The organism is Frondihabitans sucicola, from assembly GCF_030296615.1.
In the GTDB taxonomy this organism is placed as follows: domain Bacteria; phylum Actinomycetota; class Actinomycetes; order Actinomycetales; family Microbacteriaceae; genus Frondihabitans; species Frondihabitans sucicola.
Genome location: NZ_AP027732.1, coordinates 3,333,195 through 3,356,810, shown reverse-complemented (window position 1 = coordinate 3,356,810; position 23,616 = coordinate 3,333,195). Strand labels below are relative to the sequence as shown.

At 69.8% G+C, this 23,616-nt stretch carries 25 protein-coding genes and 1 pseudogene; 13 read left to right on the top strand and 13 right to left on the bottom strand.

Annotated features, from left to right (window positions below):
- Nucleotides 1-59 precede the first annotated feature (59 nt).
- The 3 genes from QUE79_RS17255 to QUE79_RS17245 all read right to left on the bottom strand — a co-directional run bounded on the left by QUE79_RS17255 (nucleotide 60) and on the right by QUE79_RS17245 (nucleotide 1,603).
- Nucleotides 60-521, bottom strand: coding sequence for a MarR family winged helix-turn-helix transcriptional regulator (locus tag QUE79_RS17255; protein ID WP_286344137.1), 462 nt, complete (start codon nucleotides 519-521; stop codon nucleotides 60-62).
- A 135-nt stretch (nucleotides 522-656) separates the two neighbouring features.
- On the bottom strand, nucleotides 657-1,346 hold the full coding sequence (locus QUE79_RS17250; RefSeq protein ID WP_286344136.1) for a phosphotransferase: 690 nt from the start codon (nucleotides 1,344-1,346) through the stop codon (nucleotides 657-659).
- A complete protein-coding gene (locus QUE79_RS17245; RefSeq protein ID WP_286344135.1) occupies nucleotides 1,343-1,603 on the bottom strand; it encodes a hypothetical protein in 261 nt (86 codons plus the stop codon). The genes QUE79_RS17250 and QUE79_RS17245 overlap by 4 nt, the downstream gene beginning before the upstream one ends.
- A gap of 176 nt (nucleotides 1,604-1,779) precedes the next feature.
- On the opposite strand from QUE79_RS17245, the gene QUE79_RS17240 reads away from it, so the two are divergent.
- Nucleotides 1,780-2,892: a hypothetical protein gene (locus tag QUE79_RS17240; RefSeq protein ID WP_286344134.1), complete on the top strand. Its 1,113-nt coding sequence runs from the start codon at nucleotides 1,780-1,782 to the stop codon at nucleotides 2,890-2,892.
- 113 nt (nucleotides 2,893-3,005) lie between these two features.
- On the top strand, nucleotides 3,006-3,782 hold the full coding sequence (locus QUE79_RS17235) for a hypothetical protein (RefSeq protein ID WP_286344133.1): 777 nt from the start codon (nucleotides 3,006-3,008) through the stop codon (nucleotides 3,780-3,782).
- Nucleotides 3,783-3,904: 122 nt separating this feature from the next.
- On the opposite strand, the gene QUE79_RS17230 is transcribed toward QUE79_RS17235, so the two are convergent.
- Nucleotides 3,905-4,786, bottom strand: coding sequence for an SDR family oxidoreductase (locus QUE79_RS17230; protein WP_286344132.1), 882 nt, complete (start codon nucleotides 4,784-4,786; stop codon nucleotides 3,905-3,907).
- 87 nt (nucleotides 4,787-4,873) lie between these two features.
- Here QUE79_RS17230 and QUE79_RS25785 point away from each other — a divergent pair.
- The 3 genes and pseudogenes from QUE79_RS25785 to QUE79_RS17220 all read left to right on the top strand — a co-directional run.
- Nucleotides 4,874-5,032: pseudogene (locus tag QUE79_RS25785) on the top strand (helix-turn-helix domain-containing protein); the annotation flags it as partial.
- A gap of 254 nt (nucleotides 5,033-5,286) precedes the next feature.
- Nucleotides 5,287-5,451 carry a hypothetical protein gene (locus tag QUE79_RS17225; RefSeq protein WP_286344131.1) on the top strand — a complete coding sequence of 55 codons (165 nt, stop codon included), beginning with the start codon at nucleotides 5,287-5,289 and terminating at the stop codon, nucleotides 5,449-5,451.
- A 29-nt stretch (nucleotides 5,452-5,480) separates the two neighbouring features.
- Nucleotides 5,481-6,431, top strand: a complete 951-nt coding sequence (locus tag QUE79_RS17220; protein WP_286344130.1) for a phosphotransferase enzyme family protein — start codon at nucleotides 5,481-5,483, stop codon at nucleotides 6,429-6,431.
- A gap of 77 nt (nucleotides 6,432-6,508) precedes the next feature.
- Here the strand turns inward: QUE79_RS17220 and QUE79_RS17215 are convergent, their stop codons facing one another.
- Nucleotides 6,509-7,534 carry an Rv3169 family protein gene (locus QUE79_RS17215; RefSeq protein WP_286344129.1) on the bottom strand — a complete coding sequence of 342 codons (1,026 nt, stop codon included), beginning with the start codon at nucleotides 7,532-7,534 and terminating at the stop codon, nucleotides 6,509-6,511.
- A gap of 105 nt (nucleotides 7,535-7,639) precedes the next feature.
- Between QUE79_RS17215 and QUE79_RS17210 the strand changes: the two genes are divergently transcribed.
- Complete coding sequence (locus QUE79_RS17210; RefSeq protein ID WP_286344128.1) at nucleotides 7,640-8,878, top strand: toxic anion resistance protein; 1,239 nt, start codon at nucleotides 7,640-7,642, stop codon at nucleotides 8,876-8,878.
- 24 nt (nucleotides 8,879-8,902) lie between these two features.
- On the opposite strand, the gene QUE79_RS17205 is transcribed toward QUE79_RS17210, so the two are convergent.
- The 8 genes from QUE79_RS17205 to QUE79_RS17170 all read right to left on the bottom strand — a co-directional run bounded on the left by QUE79_RS17205 (nucleotide 8,903) and on the right by QUE79_RS17170 (nucleotide 16,592).
- Nucleotides 8,903-9,733 (bottom strand): hypothetical protein, encoded by an 831-nt coding sequence (locus QUE79_RS17205; protein ID WP_286344127.1) that lies wholly within the window; start codon nucleotides 9,731-9,733, stop codon nucleotides 8,903-8,905.
- Nucleotides 9,730-10,560 carry a heavy metal-binding domain-containing protein gene (locus QUE79_RS17200; protein WP_286344126.1) on the bottom strand — a complete coding sequence of 277 codons (831 nt, stop codon included), beginning with the start codon at nucleotides 10,558-10,560 and terminating at the stop codon, nucleotides 9,730-9,732. The genes QUE79_RS17205 and QUE79_RS17200 overlap by 4 nt, the downstream gene beginning before the upstream one ends.
- Before the next feature lie 47 nt (nucleotides 10,561-10,607).
- A complete protein-coding gene (locus QUE79_RS17195) occupies nucleotides 10,608-11,456 on the bottom strand; it encodes a heavy metal-binding domain-containing protein (protein WP_286344125.1) in 849 nt (282 codons plus the stop codon).
- A gap of 178 nt (nucleotides 11,457-11,634) precedes the next feature.
- Nucleotides 11,635-12,879, bottom strand: coding sequence for an MFS transporter (locus QUE79_RS17190; protein ID WP_286344124.1), 1,245 nt, complete (start codon nucleotides 12,877-12,879; stop codon nucleotides 11,635-11,637).
- Between the two features lie 2 nt (nucleotides 12,880-12,881).
- The gene (locus QUE79_RS17185; RefSeq protein WP_286344123.1) at nucleotides 12,882-13,574 is read right to left on the bottom strand and encodes a FadR/GntR family transcriptional regulator; all 693 of its coding nucleotides are present in this window, start codon (nucleotides 13,572-13,574) and stop codon (nucleotides 12,882-12,884) included.
- Between the two features lie 57 nt (nucleotides 13,575-13,631).
- Nucleotides 13,632-14,324, bottom strand: a complete 693-nt coding sequence (locus QUE79_RS17180; RefSeq protein WP_286344122.1) for a GntR family transcriptional regulator — start codon at nucleotides 14,322-14,324, stop codon at nucleotides 13,632-13,634.
- Nucleotides 14,325-14,344: 20 nt separating this feature from the next.
- Complete coding sequence (locus QUE79_RS17175) at nucleotides 14,345-16,135, bottom strand: hydroxymethylglutaryl-CoA lyase-like TIM-barrel protein (protein WP_286344121.1); 1,791 nt, start codon at nucleotides 16,133-16,135, stop codon at nucleotides 14,345-14,347.
- Nucleotides 16,128-16,592: an aspartate/glutamate racemase family protein gene (locus tag QUE79_RS17170; protein WP_286344120.1), complete on the bottom strand. Its 465-nt coding sequence runs from the start codon at nucleotides 16,590-16,592 to the stop codon at nucleotides 16,128-16,130. The genes QUE79_RS17175 and QUE79_RS17170 overlap by 8 nt, the downstream gene beginning before the upstream one ends.
- 540 nt (nucleotides 16,593-17,132) lie before the next feature.
- On the opposite strand from QUE79_RS17170, the gene QUE79_RS17165 reads away from it, so the two are divergent.
- The 7 genes from QUE79_RS17165 to QUE79_RS17135 are packed head-to-tail and all read left to right on the top strand — an operon-like array spanning nucleotide 17,133 to nucleotide 23,605.
- Nucleotides 17,133-17,945 (top strand): ABC transporter substrate-binding protein, encoded by an 813-nt coding sequence (locus QUE79_RS17165; RefSeq protein ID WP_286344119.1) that lies wholly within the window; start codon nucleotides 17,133-17,135, stop codon nucleotides 17,943-17,945.
- Nucleotides 17,927-18,691, top strand: coding sequence for an ABC transporter substrate-binding protein (locus tag QUE79_RS17160; protein ID WP_286344118.1), 765 nt, complete (start codon nucleotides 17,927-17,929; stop codon nucleotides 18,689-18,691). The genes QUE79_RS17165 and QUE79_RS17160 overlap by 19 nt, the downstream gene beginning before the upstream one ends.
- A 22-nt stretch (nucleotides 18,692-18,713) precedes the next feature.
- A complete protein-coding gene (locus tag QUE79_RS17155; protein ID WP_286344117.1) occupies nucleotides 18,714-18,995 on the top strand; it encodes a hypothetical protein in 282 nt (93 codons plus the stop codon).
- Entirely contained in the window at nucleotides 18,992-20,698 is a 1,707-nt protein-coding gene (locus QUE79_RS17150; RefSeq protein WP_286344116.1) for an ABC transporter permease subunit, read from the top strand. Before QUE79_RS17155 ends, QUE79_RS17150 begins: the two co-directional genes overlap by 4 nt.
- The gene (locus tag QUE79_RS17145) at nucleotides 20,667-21,680 is read left to right on the top strand and encodes an ABC transporter ATP-binding protein (protein WP_350271720.1); all 1,014 of its coding nucleotides are present in this window, start codon (nucleotides 20,667-20,669) and stop codon (nucleotides 21,678-21,680) included. Before QUE79_RS17150 ends, QUE79_RS17145 begins: the two co-directional genes overlap by 32 nt.
- A complete protein-coding gene (locus QUE79_RS17140) occupies nucleotides 21,677-22,495 on the top strand; it encodes an ATP-binding cassette domain-containing protein (RefSeq protein ID WP_286344115.1) in 819 nt (272 codons plus the stop codon). Before QUE79_RS17145 ends, QUE79_RS17140 begins: the two co-directional genes overlap by 4 nt.
- Nucleotides 22,496-22,498: 3 nt before the next feature.
- Nucleotides 22,499-23,605, top strand: a complete 1,107-nt coding sequence (locus QUE79_RS17135) for a sugar phosphate isomerase/epimerase family protein (RefSeq protein ID WP_286344114.1) — start codon at nucleotides 22,499-22,501, stop codon at nucleotides 23,603-23,605.
- Nucleotides 23,606-23,616 lie beyond the last annotated feature (11 nt).

Genomic DNA, 23,616 nt, shown 5'->3' with positions numbered 1-23,616 from the left:
TGGGGCGACACCCATCCTCGCGCGCCCCGCCGGCCTGCCGCGGGATGCCGAGGCCGCGGTCACCCGCTGCCGAGGGTCGCGTCGAGCGCGTCGGCCAGACGGGAGAAGAGAGACGTCACGCTCGCGAGGTCCTCCGGGGGAACGGTGGACCTGACCACCTCGAAGTACCTGGCACCCGTCCGGGTCGCTGCGGTGAGCCCCGTGTCCGTGAGAACGAGTCGTGTGCTGCGACGGTCGGTGGGGTGAGGTTCGCGCGTGACGTAGCCTCCGTTCTCGAGGCGATCGATCAGCGCGGTCGTGGCACCGGTCGTCAGGCCGAGCGCCAGACCCACGGCCTTCGGTGTGCTGTCCTGTTTCGCGGACAGGAACACGAGCGTCTGGAAGTCGTTGAGGGACAGCCCCGCGCGGTCGGCGAACTCCTCCCGCACCTGCCGGCTCGAGACCTCGAGCTTCTGCCAGGCGATCAGGAGCTCGACGGTCGCAGGATCGAAGGAACCGTTCGTGGTTCCGGCGTCAGACACGCGAATCTCGCATTCCGCCATCATGGCCGACGCGAGCTCGCCGCAGAAGCCCTTCTTTCGGGGCTTGACGGCGGGCCGGGACGATCAGGACGGGCGGGGCGAAAGCCGTGACCGCCGAGCCGAACGACGAACGCCTCACCCCTTCGCTTGCCACCGTTCGCGGAGCCAGTCGATCCCCGCCAAGGCTTCGGTCTTCTGGAACGCGCGCAGTGTCGGCATGTTCGGTGGTGCCGGCCGCCGGGATTTGGCGAAGAAGCCCCCGCTCATGGCCGAGAGCACGGCGTCGACGCTCGACTCGGGCACCCCGTCGAACAGCGGATGGGATCGAAGGACGCCTTCCGTGTCGACCGATTCTCCGCGGACCCGGCAATCGAACAGGTACATCAGGCCGTCCACCCACCTCGCACCGACTCCGGCCCACGGCCAGTCGATGATCCAGGCCCTGCCCGCCTGATCGAGGAGCACGTTGTCGGCCCGGGAGTCGAGATGCTGGAGGAAATCGCCGGAGAGGGCGGTGCTCGCCTCCGCCGCGGCGCTCTCCAGCGAATCGATCGACTGCCGGACCCACTCCGGCAGGTCTGCCGCGGCACCGTCGTCGAGCACCTCGCGCCAGCCGGAGGCCTCGTCGGTGATCTCGTCGGAGACTCGAGGCAATCCGCCCTGGTCCGGCCGTTCGACCCGCGGGAAGGTCGCGAAGGCGTCGAGGACGGCGCCGACGTCCGAGCCGTCCAGCGCGCCGCCGGGATGACGTCCGTCGATGTCGTCGAGGACGAGCGCCACCCACTCGTCGCGGTCGTAGGACGAGAGGAGCGTGGGCGCACTCACGCTCGGGGGAGAGCCGCCATGACGCAGATCTCTCGCCGGTGCAGATCGAAGGCACCCGGATTCTGCTGTCGTTCGACGGCCTTGACGAAAGCCCGCCGGCCGTCCGCCGTCTCCACGCGGTCGGCGCTTCCGGGCGAGAAACCGTCGACCTGCGAGGTCGCCCGTGTCACGGGGCCTCCGAGGGTCTCCTCGACGTGACGGCGGACGGCGTCCGGAAGATCCGGCCAAGCGGTGCGCGACGGATTCGTGGTCCCCATCGGTCCACCGTAACGGACGAGGTCGTCCGGTCGGTCTCCCGTCGCGACCGCCCGCCGAGGCGTCGGCCATCTCCGAGGCGTACCCTTCAACCGATCGACGCGGGTCGCCCGGCTCTCGTCGGAACTCGGCGGTGCGCTCTCCGTGAGCGCGGTCCGCCTCGAGGCGGGAGAACACTGTGACGCTCACGGCACCATCGACACTGCTTTCGGCAGGATCCCTTCTCTTCGCTCCGGAGGTGTCGCCCGACGGCACGTCGATCCTCTTCGCGGCCGACGTCGCTCGGGCGACGATCTTCGCGTTCGAGCTCCCTCCGGAAGAAGACGCTGCGGAGGCGGCCGAGGTGCGCGTCGACCAGCTGGGGACGAAGGTCGCGTCGCTTCTCGGGGTCGAACGCGAGGACGCGCTCCTTCGAGGGATCACCGTGCACCCCGCCTCGCACGCCGTGTACCTCTCGATCGCCCGCGGCCGCGGCCCGGAAGCCGGCCCCGCGATCGTGCGGGCCGGAACGGACGGAGAGCTGACCGTCGTCGAACTCGATGACCTGCCCGTCACGTCCTTCGCCCTCGACGACGCCCCGACCGCCGACGACGAGCGCACGGACGTCTGGCTCGACGGGACCGAACCGTCGTCGACGCCGAGAGAGATCCACGGTGTGACCCTGAACATCGCCCAGGTCCCGCTTCACCGCTCGACGATCACCGACCTCGCCTGGGTCGACGGCACCCTCTTCGTGGCAGGCCTCAGCAACGAGGAGTTCACGTCGCGGCTTCGCCAGATCCGCTACCCCTTCGACTCCGCGGCCACCGAGACATCGGTGGAGATCTTCCACGTCGACCACGGCAAGTACGAGACGCAGTCGCCGATTCGCGCGCTCACGTCCTTCGACGGCGGTTCGAGCATCCTCGCCACGTACACGTGCACACCCGTCGTCCACTTCTCGGTCGATCAGCTTCGGGGCGAGGGTCTCGTCCGCGGGCGCACGGTAGCCGAGCTCGGGCCGATGAACCAGCCGTTCAGCATCGTGTCGTACGACCGCGACGGGGAGGAGTTCCTGCTGGTCTCCAACACCCGCCACCCCCTGCTGAAGATCCCGGCCTCGTCCATCGCCGGTCAAGAGGCACTCGACAAACCGCTCTCGGATGCCGACTCCTCGCTCGGTATCCCGCGGGAGAACCTCGATCACCCCGGTGTCACGTGGATGGCGTCGCTCGACCGCGGCCGCGTGGTCGTGATTCAAGACGACGGCGGCGACACCCGCCTGCGCACCCTCGGCGCAGCAGAGCTCTGACCGAGGTCCGCGCGGGCTGGCGTCTCGGCGTCCTCGTCGTTCGTGGCGCCGGTCTTCCCGACGACCTGGCGGTCGTCCCGGTCGGGGCGCTCGCGCTCGGTCCGGACGTCGTCGTGACGGCCGGGACGTGGGATCGGGACGACGACGCCGCCTGCTTCACGCCGCGTTTCGCCGCCGTGCCCGGGACCGGATACGTCGTCCTCGGCCGCCCGGAGGGGCCCGGGCGCGACTGGCGAGAGCTGGCGCGCACCGAGGCTCCCCGAGCAGAACGACGCTCCAGCACCGTCGTCGAGGCGATCGAGCCGGGGAGCGGCGAGGTCCCCGCGAACCTGTTGCGCTTCTCGGTGACCTTCTCCGCCCCGATGGAGGAAGGATCGGCCGCCGGGCACGTGCATCTGCTCGACGAGACGGGCCACGAGTCGGCCGGGAGCCTCCTGGAGATGCCGCCGGAGCTCTGGGATCGGAACCGTCGTCGGCTCACCGTCCTGCTGGAGCCAGGCCGCATCAAGAGAGGCCTTCAGCCTCACGTTCGAGCGGGAGCCCCGATCCGCGCCGGCGGCCGGGTGACGCTCGTCGTCGATGCCGAGCTGCGGGACGCCACAGGTGCTCCGCTCTCGAGCGCCGCGCGACGGACGTATCGCGTCGGGCCGCCCGTACGATCCCGTGTCGATCCGGCCCTCTGGGAGGTTCGCTGGCCCACGGCAGCCGGAGAACCGCTTGTCCTGCGATTCGACCGCGGGCTCGACAGCACGCTCGTGCGGCGCTACCTGCGGGTGACGGACGGACACGGGGTTCCGGTGCCCGGCCGCGCCGCTCTCGATCCTGCGGCGACGCTGTGGTCGTTTACGCCGGATTCGGGGAGGCCCTGCACGAGGTGCACGTCGACGTGAGGCTGGAGGACTTCGCCGGCAATTCGGTGCGGCGCGTCTTCGACCGCGATCTCGGCGCTCGCGGCGACGACGGCATCGACGCAGCGGAGGTCGTGCTCCGTCGCGACTGAGCCCGCCGGGCGTCAGGGCTGGATGTTCTCGAGGTCGTCGAGGAGGCTCAGGTGCGTGGGCTGCCACCCGAGGGTCGCGCGCGTGAAGGCGCTCGACGCCGGCTGGTCGGCCGCGAACACCGGGCCGAGAGCGCCGTAGGTCTCCTGCGCCACGGACTGCACCGGAACGCCGAGACGACGCCCGATGACTGCGGCGATGTCGCGGACGGCGTCGCCCTCGTCGGCGACGGCGTGCCAGGCAGACCCGGCCGGAGCGTTCTCGAGAGCGAGTCGGAAGAGGACGGCCGCGTCGAGCGCGTGCACGGCCGGCCAGCGCTGGGAGCCGTCGCCGGGATACCCGGAGACGCCGCTCTGCCGCGCGATCATCGTCAGCATGCCGGCGAACCCGCCGTCGCCGTCGCTGTGGACCGTGCGCGGGAGGCGGATCGCGACGCTGCGAACGCCGCGCGACGCCAGCTGGAGAGTGGCCAGCACCGAGACACTGCGACCGCCGACGGGGCCGCCCGTCGGCAGCGGGTCGTCCTCGGTGGAGGGCCGCCCCGCGGCGGCCGGCGTGCCCGACACGGTCACCAGGGGGCGGTCGCTGCCGGCGACCTCCTCACCCAGCGCAGCGAGGGCCGCGCCCTCTTCGGTCACCGCCCGAACGAGCGCTTCGGGGCTGCTGAAGTCGTTGCCGAAGGCGATCTGGATCACGCCGTCGGCCTGGGATGCTCCATCGCGCAGGGCGGCGAGGTCGGCGAGGTCGCCGCGAAGGGTGGTCGCGCCGGCCGATGCGAGGCTGCGGGCGGAGGCATCGGAGCGGGCGAGGGCTAAGACGGTGTGACCGTTGGCGAGGAGTTCGGCGACCACGGCCGAACCGATCCGGCCGCTGCCACCTGTGACGAAGACGTGCATGAAGATCTCCCGAGATAAGTGATGAGACGATGGTTTCATCACTGTAGCAGGGTGATGAGACATGTGTCTCATGGATAGGATGAACACATGGCCAGGTGGGAACCCGATGCGCGCGGTCGACTCGTGCTCGCAGCCGTCGACCTGTTCACGGAGCAGGGCTACGACGCGACGACGGTCGCCGAGATCGCCGGGCGCGCGGGGGTCACGAGAAGCACCTTCTTCCGGTACTTCCCGGACAAGCGCGACATCCTGGTCGCTGGGCAAGAGACTCTGAGCCACCTCCTGGCAGACGGGATCACCGAAGCGCCGCCCGAGTCGACCCCGCTCGAGGCCGTCGCGGCAGGACTTCGGCGAGTGTCGGGCGAGATGGGTCCCCTGAACCGCGAACTCGGCCCGCGCCTGAAGGCGGCGGTCGCCGCCAGCGCCGAACTCCGCGAACGTCATCTCATCAAGAGCGTCGGCCTCGCCACCGCCATCTCGACGGCACTCGTCTCGCGGGGGTGTCCGAGTGGCCCGCCCGGGTCGCTGCCGAGCTGGGGGTCCTCGCGTTCAGTCGGGGCTTCGCCGAATGGTCGGAGGGCGACCGCCAGTCTGAGAACGATCTGGCGCACTACGCCCTGGCGGCCCTCGACGAACTCCGTGCGGCCACCACCACGCTCGGCTGACCGTCGACTCGACGAGAAAGGAGCGGCCGGTGTTCCCGTCCGGAGTGTCGATGCTGTGGGAGTCGATCGATGCGACGGAGGCGTTCCGGAGTCGCTTCGGGTTCACCGGATTCGACCAGGGGTCCTCGTGGCTGACGTCGACACTGCGCGACCGGTGGGCCCTGACGGTCCTGCACTGCGAGCGAATCGTGATCAGCGATCAGAACGCCATCGCCTGGGTCGAGGTCGAGGAGGGCGGGCAGACGCTGATCTGCAAGTGGTCGGGGGCTGAGGCGCGCTTCGCGAAGCTGGCCGCGACGACCGACCTCATCTCGGCCCTGGCCGAGCGCGGCGTTCCCGTTGCCGCGCCGATCCTCAGCCGGTCGGGGCAGGGCCGAGAGGTGATCGCCGGCCCGTCCCGTCCGTTCTCGGTGTCGGTGCAGCCCGTCGTGGAGGGCGCGCCGTTGGATGTCGCCGACGACGCGGCCGTTCGCCGTGCCGGGGCCCACCTGGCCCGGCTTCATCAGGCGATGGCCGAGCTGCCGACCGCCTCCGCCGAATTGGCTCACCGCGCTCCGCACGTCGACCTCCGCACGCGAGTGCTCGACTGGATGGCGGGATCGAGCCGACCGCCGGACTCCGACGGGCGGCTGCTGCGAGACCTCTCGGCCCTGCCGGCCCTCGACGTCGGCCCGCAGGCGGTCCACAACGACTACCGGTCCGCCAATCTGGTGACCCGCGACTCGCAGGTCGTCGCCATCCTCGACTTCGACGAGGTCGCCTGGGACCACCCCGTCAGCGATCTGGCTCACGCCGGCGTCTACCTCGGAACGCTGTTTCGCGAGTGGGGGCCGACCTCGGCGGCGGCGCGACAGATCCTCCTCGAGGGGTACGAGTCCGTGCGGGCGTTGACCGGCCCCGAGCGCGAGTGGTTCGGCTTCCTCACCAGCTGGTACAGCATTCTCGCCGGGTGGCCCCTCGTCGGCGAGCAGGATCGGTGACGCGATCGGGAGGCCTCGACCGGCAGCGCGACAGCGGGCTCGGGCGCTCTGCGACGACGGTCACCCCGTGACGCCGATCAGACGCGCGGACGCAACGAGGGCCGGTAGTGGTACGACCTGCTGCGAGAGTGAGCGAATTCGACGATGCCGATGCCGCGCCGATCTCCCCACCGGAGGTGCGACAACCGGTCGGTGAGCGCGGTGTCGAGGGTGAGAGGAGTCGTCGAGCCGTCGAGCGGATACACGTCGTACTCCTCGTGGTCGACGCCGACCGGTCGACCGTGATGTCCGCCGTAACCGGCGCCGGCCATGTAGGCCCCGCGCGCGGACGCGTCGATCGTCAGGTCGTAGTCGAAGCCGCCCGACGTCGTCACCCGGAGCCGCCCCGTTCGCAGGTCGAGGTCCCGGTCGAAGTCGAGGTCGTGCTTCACGTCGACGACGTCGTCGAGGGGTCCGTCGGTCGGCATCACGGCCCCTTCCAGCAGGAGCCGAGAACCGTCGCGTCCCTCGACCAGCAGGAAGCCGATCGAGCGGTCGTCGAACTGCCCCTGGAACCACAGGTGGAGGCCTTGTCCGCCCGTCATGGTGCGGACCCCGCGGGACCGATCGCGCTGGCCGAACCAGCCGTCGACCGAGAGAGGACGCCCGGCGAGACGGAGGGTGCCCGCGTACGTTCCGGACTGGAAGAGGTGGTCGAAGGTCGTCGCGGGCTCGGCGGTGTTGTCGACTCTGACGCTGCCGATCCACGGTGTCGTCCGGGCCGTCCAGACCACTTCGCCTTCGAGCCCCGTGCGGTTGGGCTCGATCCGGAGTCGCCAGCGAGCGAGGGGCTCCTCGATCGTCCACCGGAGGGGACCGACGCTCGTTCCGTCCGTGGCCGCCAGCTCGCTGGAGAATCGGAGGTTCTCCTGCTGTTCCGCGCCGGTCACGACGAGGAAGCCGTCGATGGTGTTCGCTCCGGGATAGACGCCGGCCCCGAGGATGATCGACGGGGTGGTCGCGTCGACGGGGTGCAGGTTGAACATGAGCCGGTCGAAGAAGCGATCGGGCAGGTGTGCCTCGCCCGGAGCGACGAGCGCATCGCGGAACGTCTCGATGCTCATGACCTAGAAGGCTACTTCGATCGAACATTCCCTGCGAACCGCACGGCGCCGAGTCCTACGCTGGGCACTGACGCGCCTGCGACGGCGCAGGGAGTGGGAGCGCCGATGTCCGACCTCGATCTGAGCCAGCCGCTGACGCCGCCGGAGGAGCCCGCGCAGGGCGTCGAGTTGACCCCGCCCGCTGCGGTGCCCGAACTGGAGGGCGAGCAGGCCGTCGGCATGGTCGCGGTCCCGGCCGACAAGCGGTCCGAGCTGCAGGACAAGGCGGCCGCGTTCGTGGCGGACCTCGCCTCCGAGGAGCCGGGAAGCCCCGCCTTCTCGAAGAAGATCGACGACATCGTCCGCATGGGGGAGCACGAGATCGCGGCGAGTTCGCAGGTCTCCAATCGCATGCTCGACCGCCCGTCGTCGTCGCTCGCCGCAGCGAAAGGGCGCGGTGACGCCGCGGCGCCGCAAGCCAAGGTGGCCAAGAGCCTCACCGACCTCCGCTCCACGATCACCGATCTCGACCCCGCTCGGGCCGAACTGACCGGTGTGCGGAAGATCCTGGGCAGGATCCCCGGCAATCGAAAACTGACCCACTACTTCCAGCGCTACGAGTCGGCGCAGAAGCAGATCGACGCCATCGTCAACGCGCTCGTCTCCGGTCAGGACGGCCTGCGCAAAGACAACGCCTCGATCGAGCAGGAGCGCCGGAGCCTGTGGACCACGATGGGCAAGCTGGGCGAGTACGCCTCCCTGGCGGGCGCTCTCGACGAGGCGATCAGTCGCAGGGCGGACGAACTCCGGCCGACCGACCCGAAAGCCGCCGACTCGCTGCTCGCCGACGCCCTGTTCCCGGTCCGTCAACGCCGACAGGACCTCACGACGCAGATCGCCGTGTCGGTTCAGGGGTATCTGGCGCTCGACATGATCCGCAAGAACAACCTCGAGCTGATCAAGGGGGTCGAGCGTGCCCGGACCACGACGGTGGCGGCTCTCCGCACAGCGGTCGTCGTCGCTCAGGCCCTGGCGAACCAGCGGCTCGTGCTCGATCAGATCGGCGCCCTGAACGAGACGACCAACACCATGATCGGCCGGACCAGCGAACTCCTGAAGCAGCAGACCGGCATGATCCACGAGCAGGCCACGAACTCCGGAGTCAGCGTGGAGACGCTGCAGCACGCGTTCGACAACGTGTTCCAGACGATGGACGACATCGACAGCTACCGGGCGAAGGCCGTCGAGGGCATGGCGACCACCGTGACAGCCCTGGAGGGGCAGATCCAGCGGTCGAAGAGCCACCTCGAGCGGTCGCGCGCAGAGCAGCAGCGCGACCAGGGCCGCGGCGCGATCGGGCAGTGACGCGATCGGGCAGTGACGCCGGGGCTACGGAAGGTCGAGGCTCGACGTGGCGAAGCGGTCGGAGAGGAACCTGCCGTTGACCAGCAGAGCCGAGGCGTCCCGCTCGATCGCCGCGTCTCGCATCCTGCCCACCGCCTCGTCGAGCGTCACGAGCTGCGCGACCAGGATGTCGGCGGCCGTCGAGCCGTCCGTGAAGCGGTGCGACCGGGCCCAGTCGGCTGGCAGGGCCACGTAGGCCTTGATCGTGTCGGGAAGGTAGGCGGTCGCCGTCCGGCGGACCAGGATCTCGGTGTCACCACCCCCGAGGACGCGCGGCAGGGTGTCGCGCAGCGCACTCGCGATGCGCGCGACGATCTCGCCGGCAGCCGGCGGGATGCGCCCGTCGAGGCGAGCGGGCAGCAGCCGGAGGCCGCCGTCGACGTCGGCCTCGTCGACCGTGACGTCGGAGCCCGCCGGCTGCACGCCCAGCACCTGCAGGGCTCGGGCGGCGGACGCGGCGTCGCCCGCGGCATCTGCCGCGATGGCGGCGATCTCGCCGGCGAAAGCGGTCAGCCAGTCGCCGAGCGGCAGCGTCTTGCGCGAGATGATCACGCCGCCCGAGACGTAGGCCGACTCGCCGACGAGTCGTTTGCCCTCGAACCGCAGTGTGAGGGCGTCCTTCGGGCCGGTCAATTTGAGCTGGGTGATCTGCCCGGCGCCGCCCGACAGTCGGTCTTTCACACTCCGAGCGCGCTCGACGTCGAGCACGCCATCGGCCACTCCCGCGGGCAGGGCGCGGGTGGCGCCCTCGACGAGGCTCGCCAGAAGCGACTGCGGATCGTCGGGCGTCGGGCTGAAGAGAGGGGTCACGCTCACCGGTACGGCCCGTCGGTGAGCGGCAGGACCAGACTCGGCACAGCGATGACGTGGTCTTCGCGCAGCGGCCGGACGGCCGTGCCGATCGCGAAGAACTCCGTCGTGTGGCCGCCCCAGCGGTGCGGCAGCGAGAGGAGCTGTACGCCGACCACGCCCTCGGCCGAGAGTGCCTCCGCCTCGGCCTGCATGCGGCCCATGGCCAGTTCGCGCGCGTCGTAGAGGGCCTCGGTGTACTGCGGGATCTCGACGTTCTGACCCATCGTGCCCATCGACGCCATCATGCCGCGGTGGGCGATGTGATAGACGCAGGTGCCCATGACGAGGCCCTGAGGCGCGTAGCCGGACTGGATCAGGGTCCAGAAGTCCTGCCCCGACAGGTCGGAGGTGAACGGCAGGTTCTTGTTGTTGCGCCAGGTGCCCACGGGCGGCGCCTCGTCGGCGATCACCGCGGTGCCGATCGCGATGAACTCGGCCAGGTCGTTGCCGTACTCCTTGAACTCGATCTCGAGGCGGACTCCCACGATCCCGTCCGCGCCGAGCGCGTCGGCCTCGGCCTCCATCCGAGTCATGGCCAGCTCGCGGGCGTGGTACATCGCCTGGCTGAGCTTGTCCATCTCCATGTTCTTGGACCACCTGCCGACCTGGATCCCGACGTGATAGACGCTCGAGCCGAGCACGAGCCCCACGGGCTTGAATCCGGCCTGCCGCACCAGGAGGAACTCGTTCACCGAGAGGTCGGAGGTGAACAGACGCGCCTTGCCGTCGGCGAGGCGCGCCCTGGCATCGGCGGGCAGCGAGACGGCGGACAGGTCGGGGGAGTCGGACATCGGTGTTCCTTCTATCGGTCGAGGGCAGGTGCGCCGGCGGGCACTGATCAGTGGTTTCGCCGGGTGCGGACCCCGGGGTCGGTGAGGGGCAGGACGGTCGTCACCCGGGCGGATCCTGGTCGTCTCCGGGTGCGGAAGTCTCGCATCGGGCCGGGCACCAGGATCGTGCCGATGAAGACGGCCTCGGCGTGCAGGTCGACCTCCTCGCCGCAGGCGGTGTCGAACTCGGTGATGCTCTGGTGGGTGATCACGAGGTCGGCGCCTCCGTCTCGCTTCGCCCGGGCGACGAGCTGGTTGCGGGCATCGTGCCGGGCGGCGTTCACGAGGAGGGTGAGTCCTTCGATCTCTTGGTTGCCGGCCCAGGCGGAGCGCTGCTGCTTCAGGAGATAGTCTTCGTGTTTCGTCGACACCGACAGGCCGAGAGCCATCTCGCGCGGCTGGAAGCCGGAGTGGATCGCGCTGGCGCAGTCCTCGGCCGAGAGGTCGGCGTACCAGATCTCGCCCGGCACGGTCGGCCGAGCCACGAGCGCCGTGTCGACACTCCGCACCGCGGTGCCGATGGCCGTGAACTCGTACGCGGACGCATCGATGCGCACGCGGCTGACTTTGACCCCCACGATCCCCTCGGCTCCGAGCATCCGCGCTTCGGCCAGCATGCGGTTGACGGCCTCGTGCCAGCCGTACTGGAAGGCCTTCACGTAGGGGGCGAAGCCGGCGTAACCACCGTGGTCGCCGGAGGTCGTCACAGGTGTCTGGTACCCGAAGGCGTTTCCGCCGAAGAGGCCGCCGCCCATGCCGCCCATGCCGCCCAGACCGCCCGACCGCATCCCGTAGAAGTTGCAGCCCGTGCCCGACCAGCCGAGGTTCATCGCGATCGAGCCGAACACCTCGCCCACCGGGGCGAGCCCTGCGCTTTTCGCCGCTGCCGCGGCCGGCGCCGAGAAGAGAGACCCGGTCGTGCCGCTGGCGTGCTGTCGCGCTATGCGCTCATGCGCTGCCGGGGGCAGTCCGCCCGTCCATTGGTCCACGTGCTCATCAAAGCACCCGGACCCTTGTGTGACCAGACAGTCGGCCTCACCGGGCCGAAGGGCCCTGACCGACGCGGCCGACCTGCCGAGCCCGGAGGGCGCCGGCTGCGAGGAAACCGATGGCCAGCAGCGCCACGACGAGCCACAGGGCGTTCAGGAGTCCGACCGCCTCGGAGAGCGCACCGATGACCGGCGGCCCGCCGAGGTTGGCCAGGTAGCCGATGGAGGCCACGACGCTCACCCGGGCGGCGGGGTTCGGGCCGCTGTCGGCCGCGGCTGACATGCCCAGCGGGAAGCCCATCGAGACGCCGACCGCCCAGAGAACGGTGCCGACGAGGACCACCCAGGCCGGCCCACCGAGGATGAAGAGGAGGAGCCCGGCGACGCCGATGGCCGTGGTGAAGCGCACCGTCTTCACGCGGCCGATCCTGTCCACGAGCGGACCGCCGAGGACGCGTGCTCCGGTCTCGCCGATGGCGAAGGCCGTGAAGAAGAGCGCGGCGACGGCGTCCGTCTGGTGGTGTCCGTCGCGGACGGCGAGGGTGAGCCAGCTGTTCGACGTGCCCTCACCGAGTTCGACGCCGAGCATGACCAGCCCGATCATGAGGAGCCGCCAATCGCTCCAGCCGCCGGCCCACTCACGCAGCCGGACGCCGACCGGCCTCCTGACGACCGGTTCAGGATCGACCGGACCGGCGGGAAGGAATTGGACGCACACCACTCCGAGGACGGCGATGCCGAGGGCCTCACCGAGGAACTGCCAGGGGAAGTCGATTCGGAGGGCCGCGGCGCCCGCGCCGATTCCCGAGCCGAGGATGGCTCCGGCCGACCAGGCCGCGTGCAGCATCGGCATGACGGTCTTTTCGGTGGTCTTCTCGATCGCCGACCCCTGGACGTTGATCATGACGTCGAGGGCGCCGATCCCGAATCCGGCGGCGACGAACCCGACCAGAGTCACGGGGAGCGATGCCGCGATTCCTGCTCCGATGGCGACGACGGCGATGCCGCACGCGATCAGGAGGAGCGCTCCTGCGATGGCGCGGCGTGGCCCGAGCCTTCCCTGGAGCGGGGACGAGGCGACGAGGCCGAGGACCGATCCGACGGCCACTCCCGCCAGGGCGAGGCCGACGACGCCGTCGCCCAGGTGGAGCGACTCACGGATGGCGGGAAGGCGTGGGCCCCACGTCGACACGGCGACCCCGCCCAGCGCGAACAGCCCCATGACGGCGTTTCGCCAGGCGGTCGTGGTGGTCGTGGCGATTGTGGCGATCGGCTCGCGTGAGGGTGCCACGGTCACTCCTCTCCAGCGGCGACGAAGACCTCGCGGGCCAGGGTGATGAGCGACTCGGCCGCGCTGCTCGCGCGGGCCGCGTCGCGCTCGCGGAGGGCGTCGACGAGTTCGCGGTGGGGGTCGGCGGCCGGCCACCTTTCGTTCGACGCCACGCGATGCCGGTCGTCGATCGGATACGTCGCGGCGCGGTCCAGGTTCCGGTACATCTCAGCGAGGAGGGCGTTGCCGGCGACGGCGACGAGCTCGAGGTGGAACGCCTGGTCGAAGGCGAGGTGCTCCACCGGAGACACGGCGGCATCCCTCCGGTCGAGGAGCTCGCTCAGGGAGGCGACCTGCGCGGGCGTGGCTCGAAGGCACGCGAGCTTGGCCGCCTGCAGTTCGAGGGCTTCCCGGACCTCGAAGACGGCGATGGACGACTCCGCGCGCGCTCGGCGGCGCAGGACGAGGTCGAGTTCGCTCGAGGCGCTGACGTAGGTGCCGTCTCCCGGGCGGGCCTCGAGGAGACCGGAGTGGGCCAGCGCTCGGAGGGCCTCCCGCACCGTGCTCCTGCTCGCGCCGAGAGCCTCGACGAGTTCGTGCTCGCCGGGGATCCTGTCACCGACCGCCCAGTCACCGTTGACGATGTGGGCCCGGAGCTGGTCGCTGATCTGGACCGAAAGAGGGATGCGCCGCTGGGACGGCTCGAGATCGACCATCCCGCAACTGTATGACATTTGCAGGAATGGCACCAGGCGTTCGAACCGATGCCGACCTCAGATTCGCTCGGAGATGATCGAGGCCATCGCCTCGAGCGACGGCTTGCGCCCGAGTTCTATGTGCGCAAACGCGGTGGCCTCCGCGAGGGCCTTGTTGCCGGTGGCGATGACGTCGCTCAGCGCGTGGTGCTGCTCGCAGGCGAGGTCGGCGTCACGCTGCGACGTCAGGTAGAAGAGCCACGTGATCCTGCCGCTGACCGCGCGCATGAGCGACGTGAGGAGGTCGTTGCCGGCGAGTTCGACGACACTCTGGTGGATCAGCGTGCTGGCGCCGGCCACGCGAAAGGCGTCGCCCGAGTCGAGGGCGCGGTGCGATTCGTCGATCGCGGCCAGCAGCGGCGCGAGGCTCCTGCCCTGCTCGACGGCGAGGGCGGCGTGGCCGGTGGCGGCGACCTCCAGTGCGAGTCGGACGTCGAAGAGGTCGTTGACGGCCTGCTCGGTCCAGTGGAAGACGACGGCGCCTCGCCTCGGAAGGGTGCGGATGAAGCCGTCGACCTCCAGTTGCGGGATCGCCGAGCGGAGGGGGATCCTGGACACCTCGAGCTCTGCCGCCAGCTTGGCCTCGATGAGGCGGCCTCCCTGCGGGTAGTGCCCGCGGATGATCCGCTCGCGGATGGTCTCTCCGACCTGCACCGAGAGCGACGCGTCGACGCCCGGCGTGCTCGCGGTCTCCCTGTCGATCACGGTCATGGTTACTGCCTCCCGTGGCATTATCGCTGAGCCGCGCGCGAGTTGTCACGGCTGCGAGCCACCAGCATCCGGCGGATCCGCCCGGTGACGATGGTCGCGGCGGCACGGCGAGTCGTCGCGATCTCCCTGTCGCGGTCCGACCCCAATCGGGTCGCCAGCTCCTGCAGGATCTCCTCCGACCCCAGGCCGTCGGCCGCGACGACGAAGCGGAATCCGAATCGCGCCTCGTAGTCGTCCGCCAGGAGCCGGATCGCCTCCGCGAGGGCGGCGGAGGCGGCATCGATCCCGCGCTCTTCCGCCGCGGAGAGGGCCGCTCGAGTCGACGGCTCGCCAGCTGTGCTCCCGAGCCGTTGAAAGCCCGCCAGAAGGGCGAGGAGGTCGTCGTCCGTCGTACCGAGGAGGAGATCGCCGACGGCGCGAGGCACCGCCGCGGCGTCGAGAGGCAGGGTCGCCGTCACGGCGCGATCGGCCAGCGGGGCGCTGGGGAGCGCGGTGCGAATGATGTCGGCGCGCTCGTCAGCGCCGATCCCCGCCCGCAGGATCGCTACGGCCTCCGTCAGAGAGGCGATCGCGTCGTCGGGCGCGAGCCAGCGAGGATAACGGTCGATCGCTCCGACCTCGGCATCGAGGACTCGCCGCACGGCCGAGACCTCGGCGGGCGACAGCTCTTCTCCGGCGCGGTGTCCTAGTGCGCGCGTCATACCGTCGGAGCTCAGACCGCCCCAGACCCAGGTCATCTCCTGCCCCATGCGGGACGGCACGAGACCGTGGCTCACGGGCGGGAAGACCGACTGGTCGCCGGGAATCGCGGCTGCGGCGTCTCCTGGCATGTGCTTGAGGAACGCGTAGCCGCCGGTCAACGGTTTGAGCGGCGGCACGGGAATGCCGGTCTCGCGGGCGACGAGCCGCGAGACGCTCTCGATGCGATTCAGCTCGATGCCCGTGTCGACGCCGTAGAGGGTCTCCAGAGCGAGCACGACCTCTTCGAGCGGCGCGAAGCCGGAGCGGTAGGAGACGCCGTTCATCGACACGTCGGGTGAGGCTCCGACGGTCGCGGCCGCGACGGCACCCGCCGTCGCCAGGCCGAACTCGTCGTGCATGTGCATGGTGATCGGCACCTCACGCCCCACGAGGTCGCGGAACCGGCGGACGAACACGGTCATGGCATCCACGGACAGGCTGCTCGTCGAGTCCATCAGGTCGAGTCGAGTCGCACCCAGCGAGACCGCGTACCGCGACATCTCGACGAGGCGCCCGAAGTCGCGCAGGCCCACCTGGGCGAGGGTGATCGTCGTCGTCACCCCGACACTTCTCGCGTATTCGAAGTAGGCGGCGAGCTCGTCCTTCTGACGGAGCTGGGCGTCGTCGTCCGGTGCCTCGACGATTCCCGGTCCCAGGATCCCGACGCCCGCTTCCACGAGGACGTCGACCGTCTGTCGCGTCGTCACCGGCTTCGGATCCCGCCCGTTGCCGATGAGGGTGTCCGCGTACACGTTGAGGGCGAACCCGAAGTCGCGGGACGCGATCGCCCGCACGAGGGCGAGCTCCTGCGGTGAGGGGTTCGTCGAGCCGGCCCAGTTGACGTTGACGCTCTCGTCCCGGACGCCGAGCTCGCCGAGGGCCGAGGCCATCCGGAGGAATCCGGCGGTCGTCGTCGTGGCACCCGCTGTGAAGAGGGACTTGCGGAGCGTGCTGTCGATGAGTCGGAGCGGTTCGGGGAAGTCGAGGTGATCGCGCACCTCGGGGTCGGCGTTGAATGCGCTGACGTTGTGGCTCCCGGGGACGCGGTACGCGTAGGTCGAGTCAGGCATGCTGCGCTCCTTCCGTGGCATCGACGCGGGCCGAGGCGACGCTGATCGGCCACCCCGGGCGCCTCTTCGTGGCTGACGGCGTGGCATACGGTCCCGCCTTGCTGGTGGTCTTGCCGAGCGACACGAGGGCCTCGCACAGGGTGACGGCCGCCGCCACACCATCGATCGCGGGTACTCCGGTGAGGTTCTCGACGAGGAGGTCGAGCCCGGCGAACCCGGCGCAGCCGAGCACGAGGACGTCGGCGCCGGCGGCCACGAGCTCTCGCCCGTGGACGGCGAGGGCCTCGGCGGTGGCCACGAGATCGGTCGCCGCGTCGAGAACCGGTATCTGCGCGGCGCGCACTCCGACCGAGCGGGAGTCGAGCCCGGCTGCGGCGAGACTGTGCTCGATCGGGGCGACGGCGCTCGGCATCGTCGTGACGACCCCGAAGCGGTGCCCGACGAGGATCGCCAGCATCGCGGCCGCTTCGGTGATGTCGACGACGGGGACATCGAGCAGCTGGCGAGCTCCTCCCTGCCGTGCTCCCCGAAGCCGGCCATGATCACGGCGTCGAACGGGTCGGACCAGGTGGACAGCAGGTCGAGCACGGATGCGGCGGAGATGAAGCTCTCGTAGAACCCTTCGGCGGATTCGACGCCCCAGACCGGCTGAGCACCGATGATCTCGGTGCCGACGGCCGCCGTCGAACGCGCGATCGCGGTGATGTCATCGGTCATCGACGAGGACGTGTTGCAGTTGACGACGAGTATTCGCATGGGACTCCTCCCGGCTCGATGCCGGTCCTGATGGTGGTGTGCAGCTAGGGCGATAGTAGGGCTTTGGTATCCCAAAGCGAATCGACGGGAACAGTGGATCCCCGCAATTGTCCATATTTAACGCATTTGAAACATGACGTAGCTTGTTCGAAACAGCATTCGGGATACCGTTGCCCCGTTCCTTCACCTTCCCAACGAGAGCGTTCCGCCTCGTCAACCCCCTCAAGGAGCCGTTGCCCCGATGTCGATCCACCTCTTTCGCCACCGCGCCCGCCTGACCGCCGCCACCGGCGCCGGCGTCGCACTCGCCATCCTCCTGGCCGGTTGCTCCGGCTCCGACCCGAACGCGGGATCGGCCGCCTCGACCAAGCTTGTCGTCGCGTACCGCAACGAAGTGACCACCATCGACCCGGCGCGCGCCGACTACGTTCAGACCGACACCGTCGACCAGGCGCTCTACGACACGCTCGTCACCTACGACGCATCGGGCACGCTCGTCTCATCGCTCGCGACGAAGTTCCGTTACAACTCGTCGGTGGACGCCATCTCGGTGACCCTCAAGTCGGGCGTCAGGTTCCACGACGGATCCGCACTGACCGCCACCGACGTCAAGGCCAGCCTCGACCGGTACAAAGCGCTCGGGGTCGGCATCGACGGGCAGATCCCGTCGTACGCGTCGACCGACGTCGTCAACGCGCACCAGGTGACGATCCACCTCAGCAAACCCGACGCGCTCTTCCTGGGCGCCCTGAGCCGCATCTACATCCTGAACTCCGCACTCGTCGCCAAGCACGAAGGGACCGACCAGGGACAGAGCTGGTTGCTGTCGCACGACGCCGGATCCGGGCCGTACACGCTCGGCTCCGTCTCGAGCGGCACCTACACGCTGCCGCGGTTCTCCGACTACTGGACGTTCGACTCGGCGCGCCCGAAGACGCTCACGCTGCGCCGAATCGACGACACCTCGACGACGAAGCAGGAGATCGTGGCCGGCAACGTCGACGTCGGGGGATCGCCGCGACGGACAAGAAGTCCGTGGTCTCGGCGGGGCTGAAGGTCGCGTCGTCGGCGACGTCGGCCGCGTACGTCTACTTCAACGACTCGTCGGGGCCGACCGCGAACCCGGCCGTCCGCGAGGCGATCACGCTGGCCTACGACTACTCCGGAGGACTGGCGAAGTTCCGTGGGGGCGCAGGATCCCTCGCCGACGGCCCGCTGCCGGCCTCGATGTCGTGCCGCCCCACCCTGCCGACCGTCAAGCAGGACCTGACGAAGGCGAAGAAGGTGCTCGCCGACGCGGGCCTGGCGAACCTCACGCTGACGATGCGCTTTCAGCCCGCCTTCTCGGAGCAGGCGCAGGAGGCGACGCTGCTCCAGTCGAACCTGAAGCAGATCGGCATCACCGTGAAGCTCCAGCCCATCGCCTTCGCCGACTACTTGACGCTGCTCGGGAAGTTCTCGACCGTCCCCCAGCTCATGCTGGCCACCGACGCGGCGCCCTATCCGGACGCCGGGGTGATGGTGTCGCAGGAGTTCTCGTCGAAGGCGGTCGGCACGAACAAGGACGCCTACTCCGACCCCCAGGTCGACTCGCTGCTCGCCAAGGCGACGAGCGAGCCCGACGCGGCTGAGCGGTGCGGCCTCTACAAGCAGGTCCAGACGCTGGTGACGAAGGACCACGGCGTCATGCCGCTGTACACCGTCGACTCGCTGACGGCCTACAGCAATGGCGTCCAGGGCGCCGGCCTCCGTGCCCCCAACGGCAGCCTCGCCGTCGCGTCGCTCCGCCTGTCCGAGTAGTCCCGCAGAGAGGACACCCGCCGTGCGAAGCCATGCCGTTCCGATCGCCGCGTACGTCGGCAGGAAACTCGTCGCCGCGATCCTGACGCTGTTCTTCCTCGCGACGATCGTCTTCCTCCTGACGAAGCTGACGCCCGGGGACGAGGCTCGCGCGGCGGCGGGGTCTCGGCGACACCCGATCAGGTCGAGGCGGTTCGCCGCCGCCTCGGCCTGTCCGGGTCTCTCCCGCAGCAGTACCTCGCGTACCTGGGGCGCCTCGTCCACGGCGATCTCGGCACGTCGAGCTCAAGCCAGGGGCCGGTGAGTCACGCGATCCTCTCCGTCCTGCCGCCCACGACCGAGCTCGTGGTCGTGGCCCTGCTCATCACGGTCACCGTGGCGGTCCCGCTCGCCGTCTGGTCGGCCGTGCGGACGACGGGTGCCGGAGACACCTTGCGCCGGGTTCTCGTGATCCTGGCGGCCGGGATGCCGACGTTCTGGTTGGGGATCATGCTGCAGAACCTCATCTCGTCCGACTGGAGGATCCTGCCCATCTCCGGAATCGGCTCGGTCGGCGTCCAAGTGCCCTCGGTCACGGGCTTCCGCCTCGTCGACTCGCTTCTCGAGGGGTCGCCGATCGCCTTCGGGGACGCGCTGGCGCACCTGATCCTGCCGGCCTTCGTGCTCTCCGTCCCGTTCATCGGGCAGCTCTACCGGGTGCTGCGCGCCGAGCTCCTCCGCGTGCTGCAGCGCGAGCACATCTCGGTGATCCGGGCGTCGGGAGTGTCCGGCGGGCGCATCCTCTGGAAGCACGCCCTACCGCAGGTGGCCAACCCGGCGCTGCTGATCATCGGCGTCGAGTTCGGGGGATGTTCGCCGGCGCGATCCTGGTCGAGTCCGTCTTCGGAAGGGACGGCTTCGGCTCGTTCATCACGAACGCCGTGTCGCAGAAGGACACCGCGTCCGTGCTCGGGGAGTCCTCGTCGTCGGCGTGATCGTCGTGGTGACCTCGCTCGTGGTCGACACGATCCAGGTGATCCGCGACCCCCGGGTCCGCGCAACGCAGATCGGAGCCGCAGCATGACCAAGTCGCCTCTCGTCGACACCGCCCCCGCCCCGGTGGTCGAGGCGATGCCGGACCCGCCGACGGCGAGCGCACTCGCGTTCGCGCCGCGACAGTGGTGGCGGATCCCACGGCCGCGGCGACGCAGGCGATCCGGTGCGCTGGATGCCGCGACCGTCGTCGTCGCCGGCCTGATCGTCCTGGTCGCCGTCGTCGGCCCGTTCGTCGCGCCGAACGTGTACCAGTCGCACGTGCTGTCGTCACTCCAATCGCCCTCGGCCGCGCACTGGTTCGGCACCGATCAGCAGGGTCGGGACATCTTCTGGCGAGTCGTCGTGGGCGCCCGGTTCTCGCTCACCGCGTCGATCGTGACGGTGATCGGCTACTCGATCGTCGGTGTCGTGATCGCCACGCTCGCCGTCATGAGCCCCAGGTGGATCGGTGAACTCCTCACGCGGTTCATCGATCTCGGGCTGGCGTTCCCCTCGCTGGTCTTCGCGCTCGGCGTGGCAGCAGCCCTGGGTCCCAGCCTGCAGACAGCCTGTTTCGCTCTGATCGTGACCGGCTGGCCGACCACCGCCCGTCTGCTTCAGGGCATCATGAAGGAGACGATGGCGATGCCGTTCGTCGAAGGCGCCCGCGTCCTCGGAGTGTCGCGCTGGCGCCTGATGACCCGCCACGTCCTGCCCAACGCCCTCCCCGCCCTGTGGGTCAAATGGGCCGGCGACATCGGCAACACCGTGCTCGTCCTGGGAGCCCTCTCGTTCGTCGGCGCCGGCGCCCAGCCTCCGTCGGCCGAGTGGGGAGCGATGGTCAGTTCCGCTCAGGCCATCGTCTCCAACGCGTGGTGGGCGGCGTTCTTCCCCGGCATCGCCATCGTCGTGACCACGGGCGCCTTCGGGCTGCTGGGCGACATGCTGCACCTCCGCAGCGATCCCACGCTCCACGCGAAAGGACGACGATGACCGCCCCCTCCTGCGCGTCCACGACCTCTCGATCCGCGCCACGTCCGCCGACGGCCGCGAGATCCCCCTTGTCGAGAACGTCGACCTGACCCTCGCCCGCGGAGAACGGGTCGCGCTCGTCGGCGAGTCGGGATCCGGGAAATCGGTCACTGCACGGGCGTTGCTCGGGCTCGACCCCGAGATGACCGTGACGGGCAGCATCCGCTTCGGCGACCGCGAGCTCGTCGGCCTCCGTCAGCGCGAGCTCCGCCGGATCCGCGGTCGCGGCATCGGCATGGTCTTCCAGGATCCGCTGAGTGCCCTCAACCCGCTGATGCGCATCGGAGATCAGATCGCCGAGCCGCTCCGAGGCAGCGGGCTGTCCCGCCGCGCCGCTCGCGACAAGGTTCGTCGCACCCTGGAGGAGCTGGGTGTGGACGACGCGGCCGCGCGCCTCGGCGCCTACCCGCACGAGTTCTCCGGCGGCATGCGCCAGCGCGTGGTGCTCGCGATGGCGCTCGTCAGCGAGCCGGAGCTGCTCGTCGCCGACGAGCCCACCACGGCCCTCGACGTCCGGATCCAGGCACAGGTGATGGCTCTCCTGTCCGAGGTCGCCGCCTCGCGTGATCTGGGGGTCCTGTTCATCACGCACGACGTCGGGGTCGTCGGCGAGCTCGCTGATCGTGTCGTCGTCATGTACTCGGGGCGCACCGTCGAGCAGACCGCCGTCGGCGACTTCTTCCGCCGTCCGGCGCACCCGTACACGCGCGGCCTGCTGGCGGCGGTACCACGTCTGACGGGCGACGACCGACTGGTCGCGCTCACCGGCGCCCCGCCGGCACCGACCGATCGGGGGCCGGGCTGCGCCTTCGCCGCCCGCTGCCCGTTCGCGACGGAGCTGTGCCGCGCCGAGCGGCCCCCTCTGCACCCGACCGACGTGGACGGCGCGCTCGTCGCGTGCCACTACGCCCCCGGGGTCGTCCCGCTGGAGGTGATCGCGTGATCTCGGTCTCCGGCCTGAGCAAGTCGTACCATCGCGTCGGCCGCTCTCCCGTCGTCGCCCTCGATCACGTCGACCTGGCGGTTCCCGACGGTGCGGCGGTCGGGCTCGTCGGCGAGTCCGGATCGGGCAAATCGACGCTCCTGCGCACGCTCATGGGGCTCGAGAGTGCCGACGCCGGCACGATCGAGCTCGACGGCGACGACGTCACGCACCTGAGAGGTCGCCCCCTCGCCGCGTTCCGCCGGACGGTGCAGATGGTGTTCCAGGATCCCCTCGCCTCTTTGAACCCCAGGATGACGGTCGGCGACATCATCGCCGAAGGCATGCTCGTGCACCGGCTCCAGCCCGACGGGCGCAGCCGCGGGCGCCGCGTCGCCGAGCTCCTCGAGCTCGTCGGCCTCGACGCCCGCCACGCGACACGGCGCCCGGCTTCGTTCTCGGGCGGTCAGCGCCAGCGCATCGCCATCGCCAGAGCACTCGCCGTCGAGCCGCGCGTCCTCGTGTGCGACGAACCCGTCTCCGCCCTCGACGTGTCGGTCCAGGCGCAGGTGCTCAACCTCTTGGGCGACATGAGACAAGAGCTCGGGCTCTCCCTCCTCTTCGTCGCCCACGACCTCGCCGTGGTGCGCTACCTCTGCCCCGACGTCTACGTGCTCCGCTCCGGAGTGATCGTCGAACACGCCTCGCGCGAGGAGATCTTCACCGATCCGCAGCACGGCTACACCCAAAAGCTCGTCGCAGCTGTCCCCGAGAATGAGGCGCTGCGGCCCGCTCACGACTACGTACTCCCACCACAGAAGACATTGGAGGTCTGACCCATGCGATTGGGAACCGACGCACTCAAATACCCCGGCGGCGCCTCGATGACGCCCATCGAGATCGTGGAATCGGCCGCGGGCGAAGGCCTGGCGGGCGTGTTCTATCGCACCATGCTGACCATGAGTCCCACACTCGACCCGGGCTACCTCCGCGAGGTCCGGGCGCACGTCGACGAACACGGCATGTACCTCGAGTCCGGACTCGGCAAGGTGAACCCCTATGGCCTCCCGGAGACGCCGGAGGTCAGAGCCCTCGGCGACGGCGACACCGTCCTGGGGTTCCGCCGGATGATGGAGGCGGCCGCGCAGATCGGCATCAGCGAGCTGTGGGTGTCGACGGCGAACATCAAGACCTACTCCGGGCGCTTCGCGTACGACCGCTTCCGCACCGACGTGACCTGGTCCGATCAACTCGTCGCCATCGAGAAGTTCCTGCGGCTCCTCTCGCCCATCGCCCGCGACAACGGCATTCACATGAACCTCGAGACGCACGAGGAGATCACGTCGTTCGAGCTGGTCCGCCTGGTCGAGGCCGTCGGGCCGGACACGGTCGGGATCACGTTCGACACCGCGAACGTCGTCCAGCGGGCCGAGCACCCCACGCTGTCGGCACGGCGGGTGGCCCCGTACGTCCGTCAGATGCACCTGAAGGACACCGCGCTGTTCACCGGAGACGACGGAATCCTGTATCAGATGCGTCCCAACGGCGAAGGCGTCGTCGACCTCGACGCGATCCTGCCGCTTCTGTACGAAGCACATCCCGACCTGCACCTGTCGCTCGAACTCAAGCAGGAGAACGACGTGCTGCCGGTGGGGGCGAACCCGTCTCCCCGCCGGCTGGAGGTGTCGCTCTACGACCCCGAATGGCTCGCGGGACACCCCGATCTGAACGTGACCGAGCTCGTGGCCTACCTGGGCCTCGTGCGCCAGTACGAGAAGCGCGCACGGGAGGAAGGGCTTCCGAGCTACGACGAGTACGCGAACACCCCGTTCGACTACGCCGCCGCCGTCGACTACCTCCGCACGAGCGTCGCGAACGTTCGCGCCGCCGCCGCTCGGGCGGGCATCGTCCTCGACGGCGTGCCGGCCGCCGCACCCGTTTCGTGATCCTGTCGGAG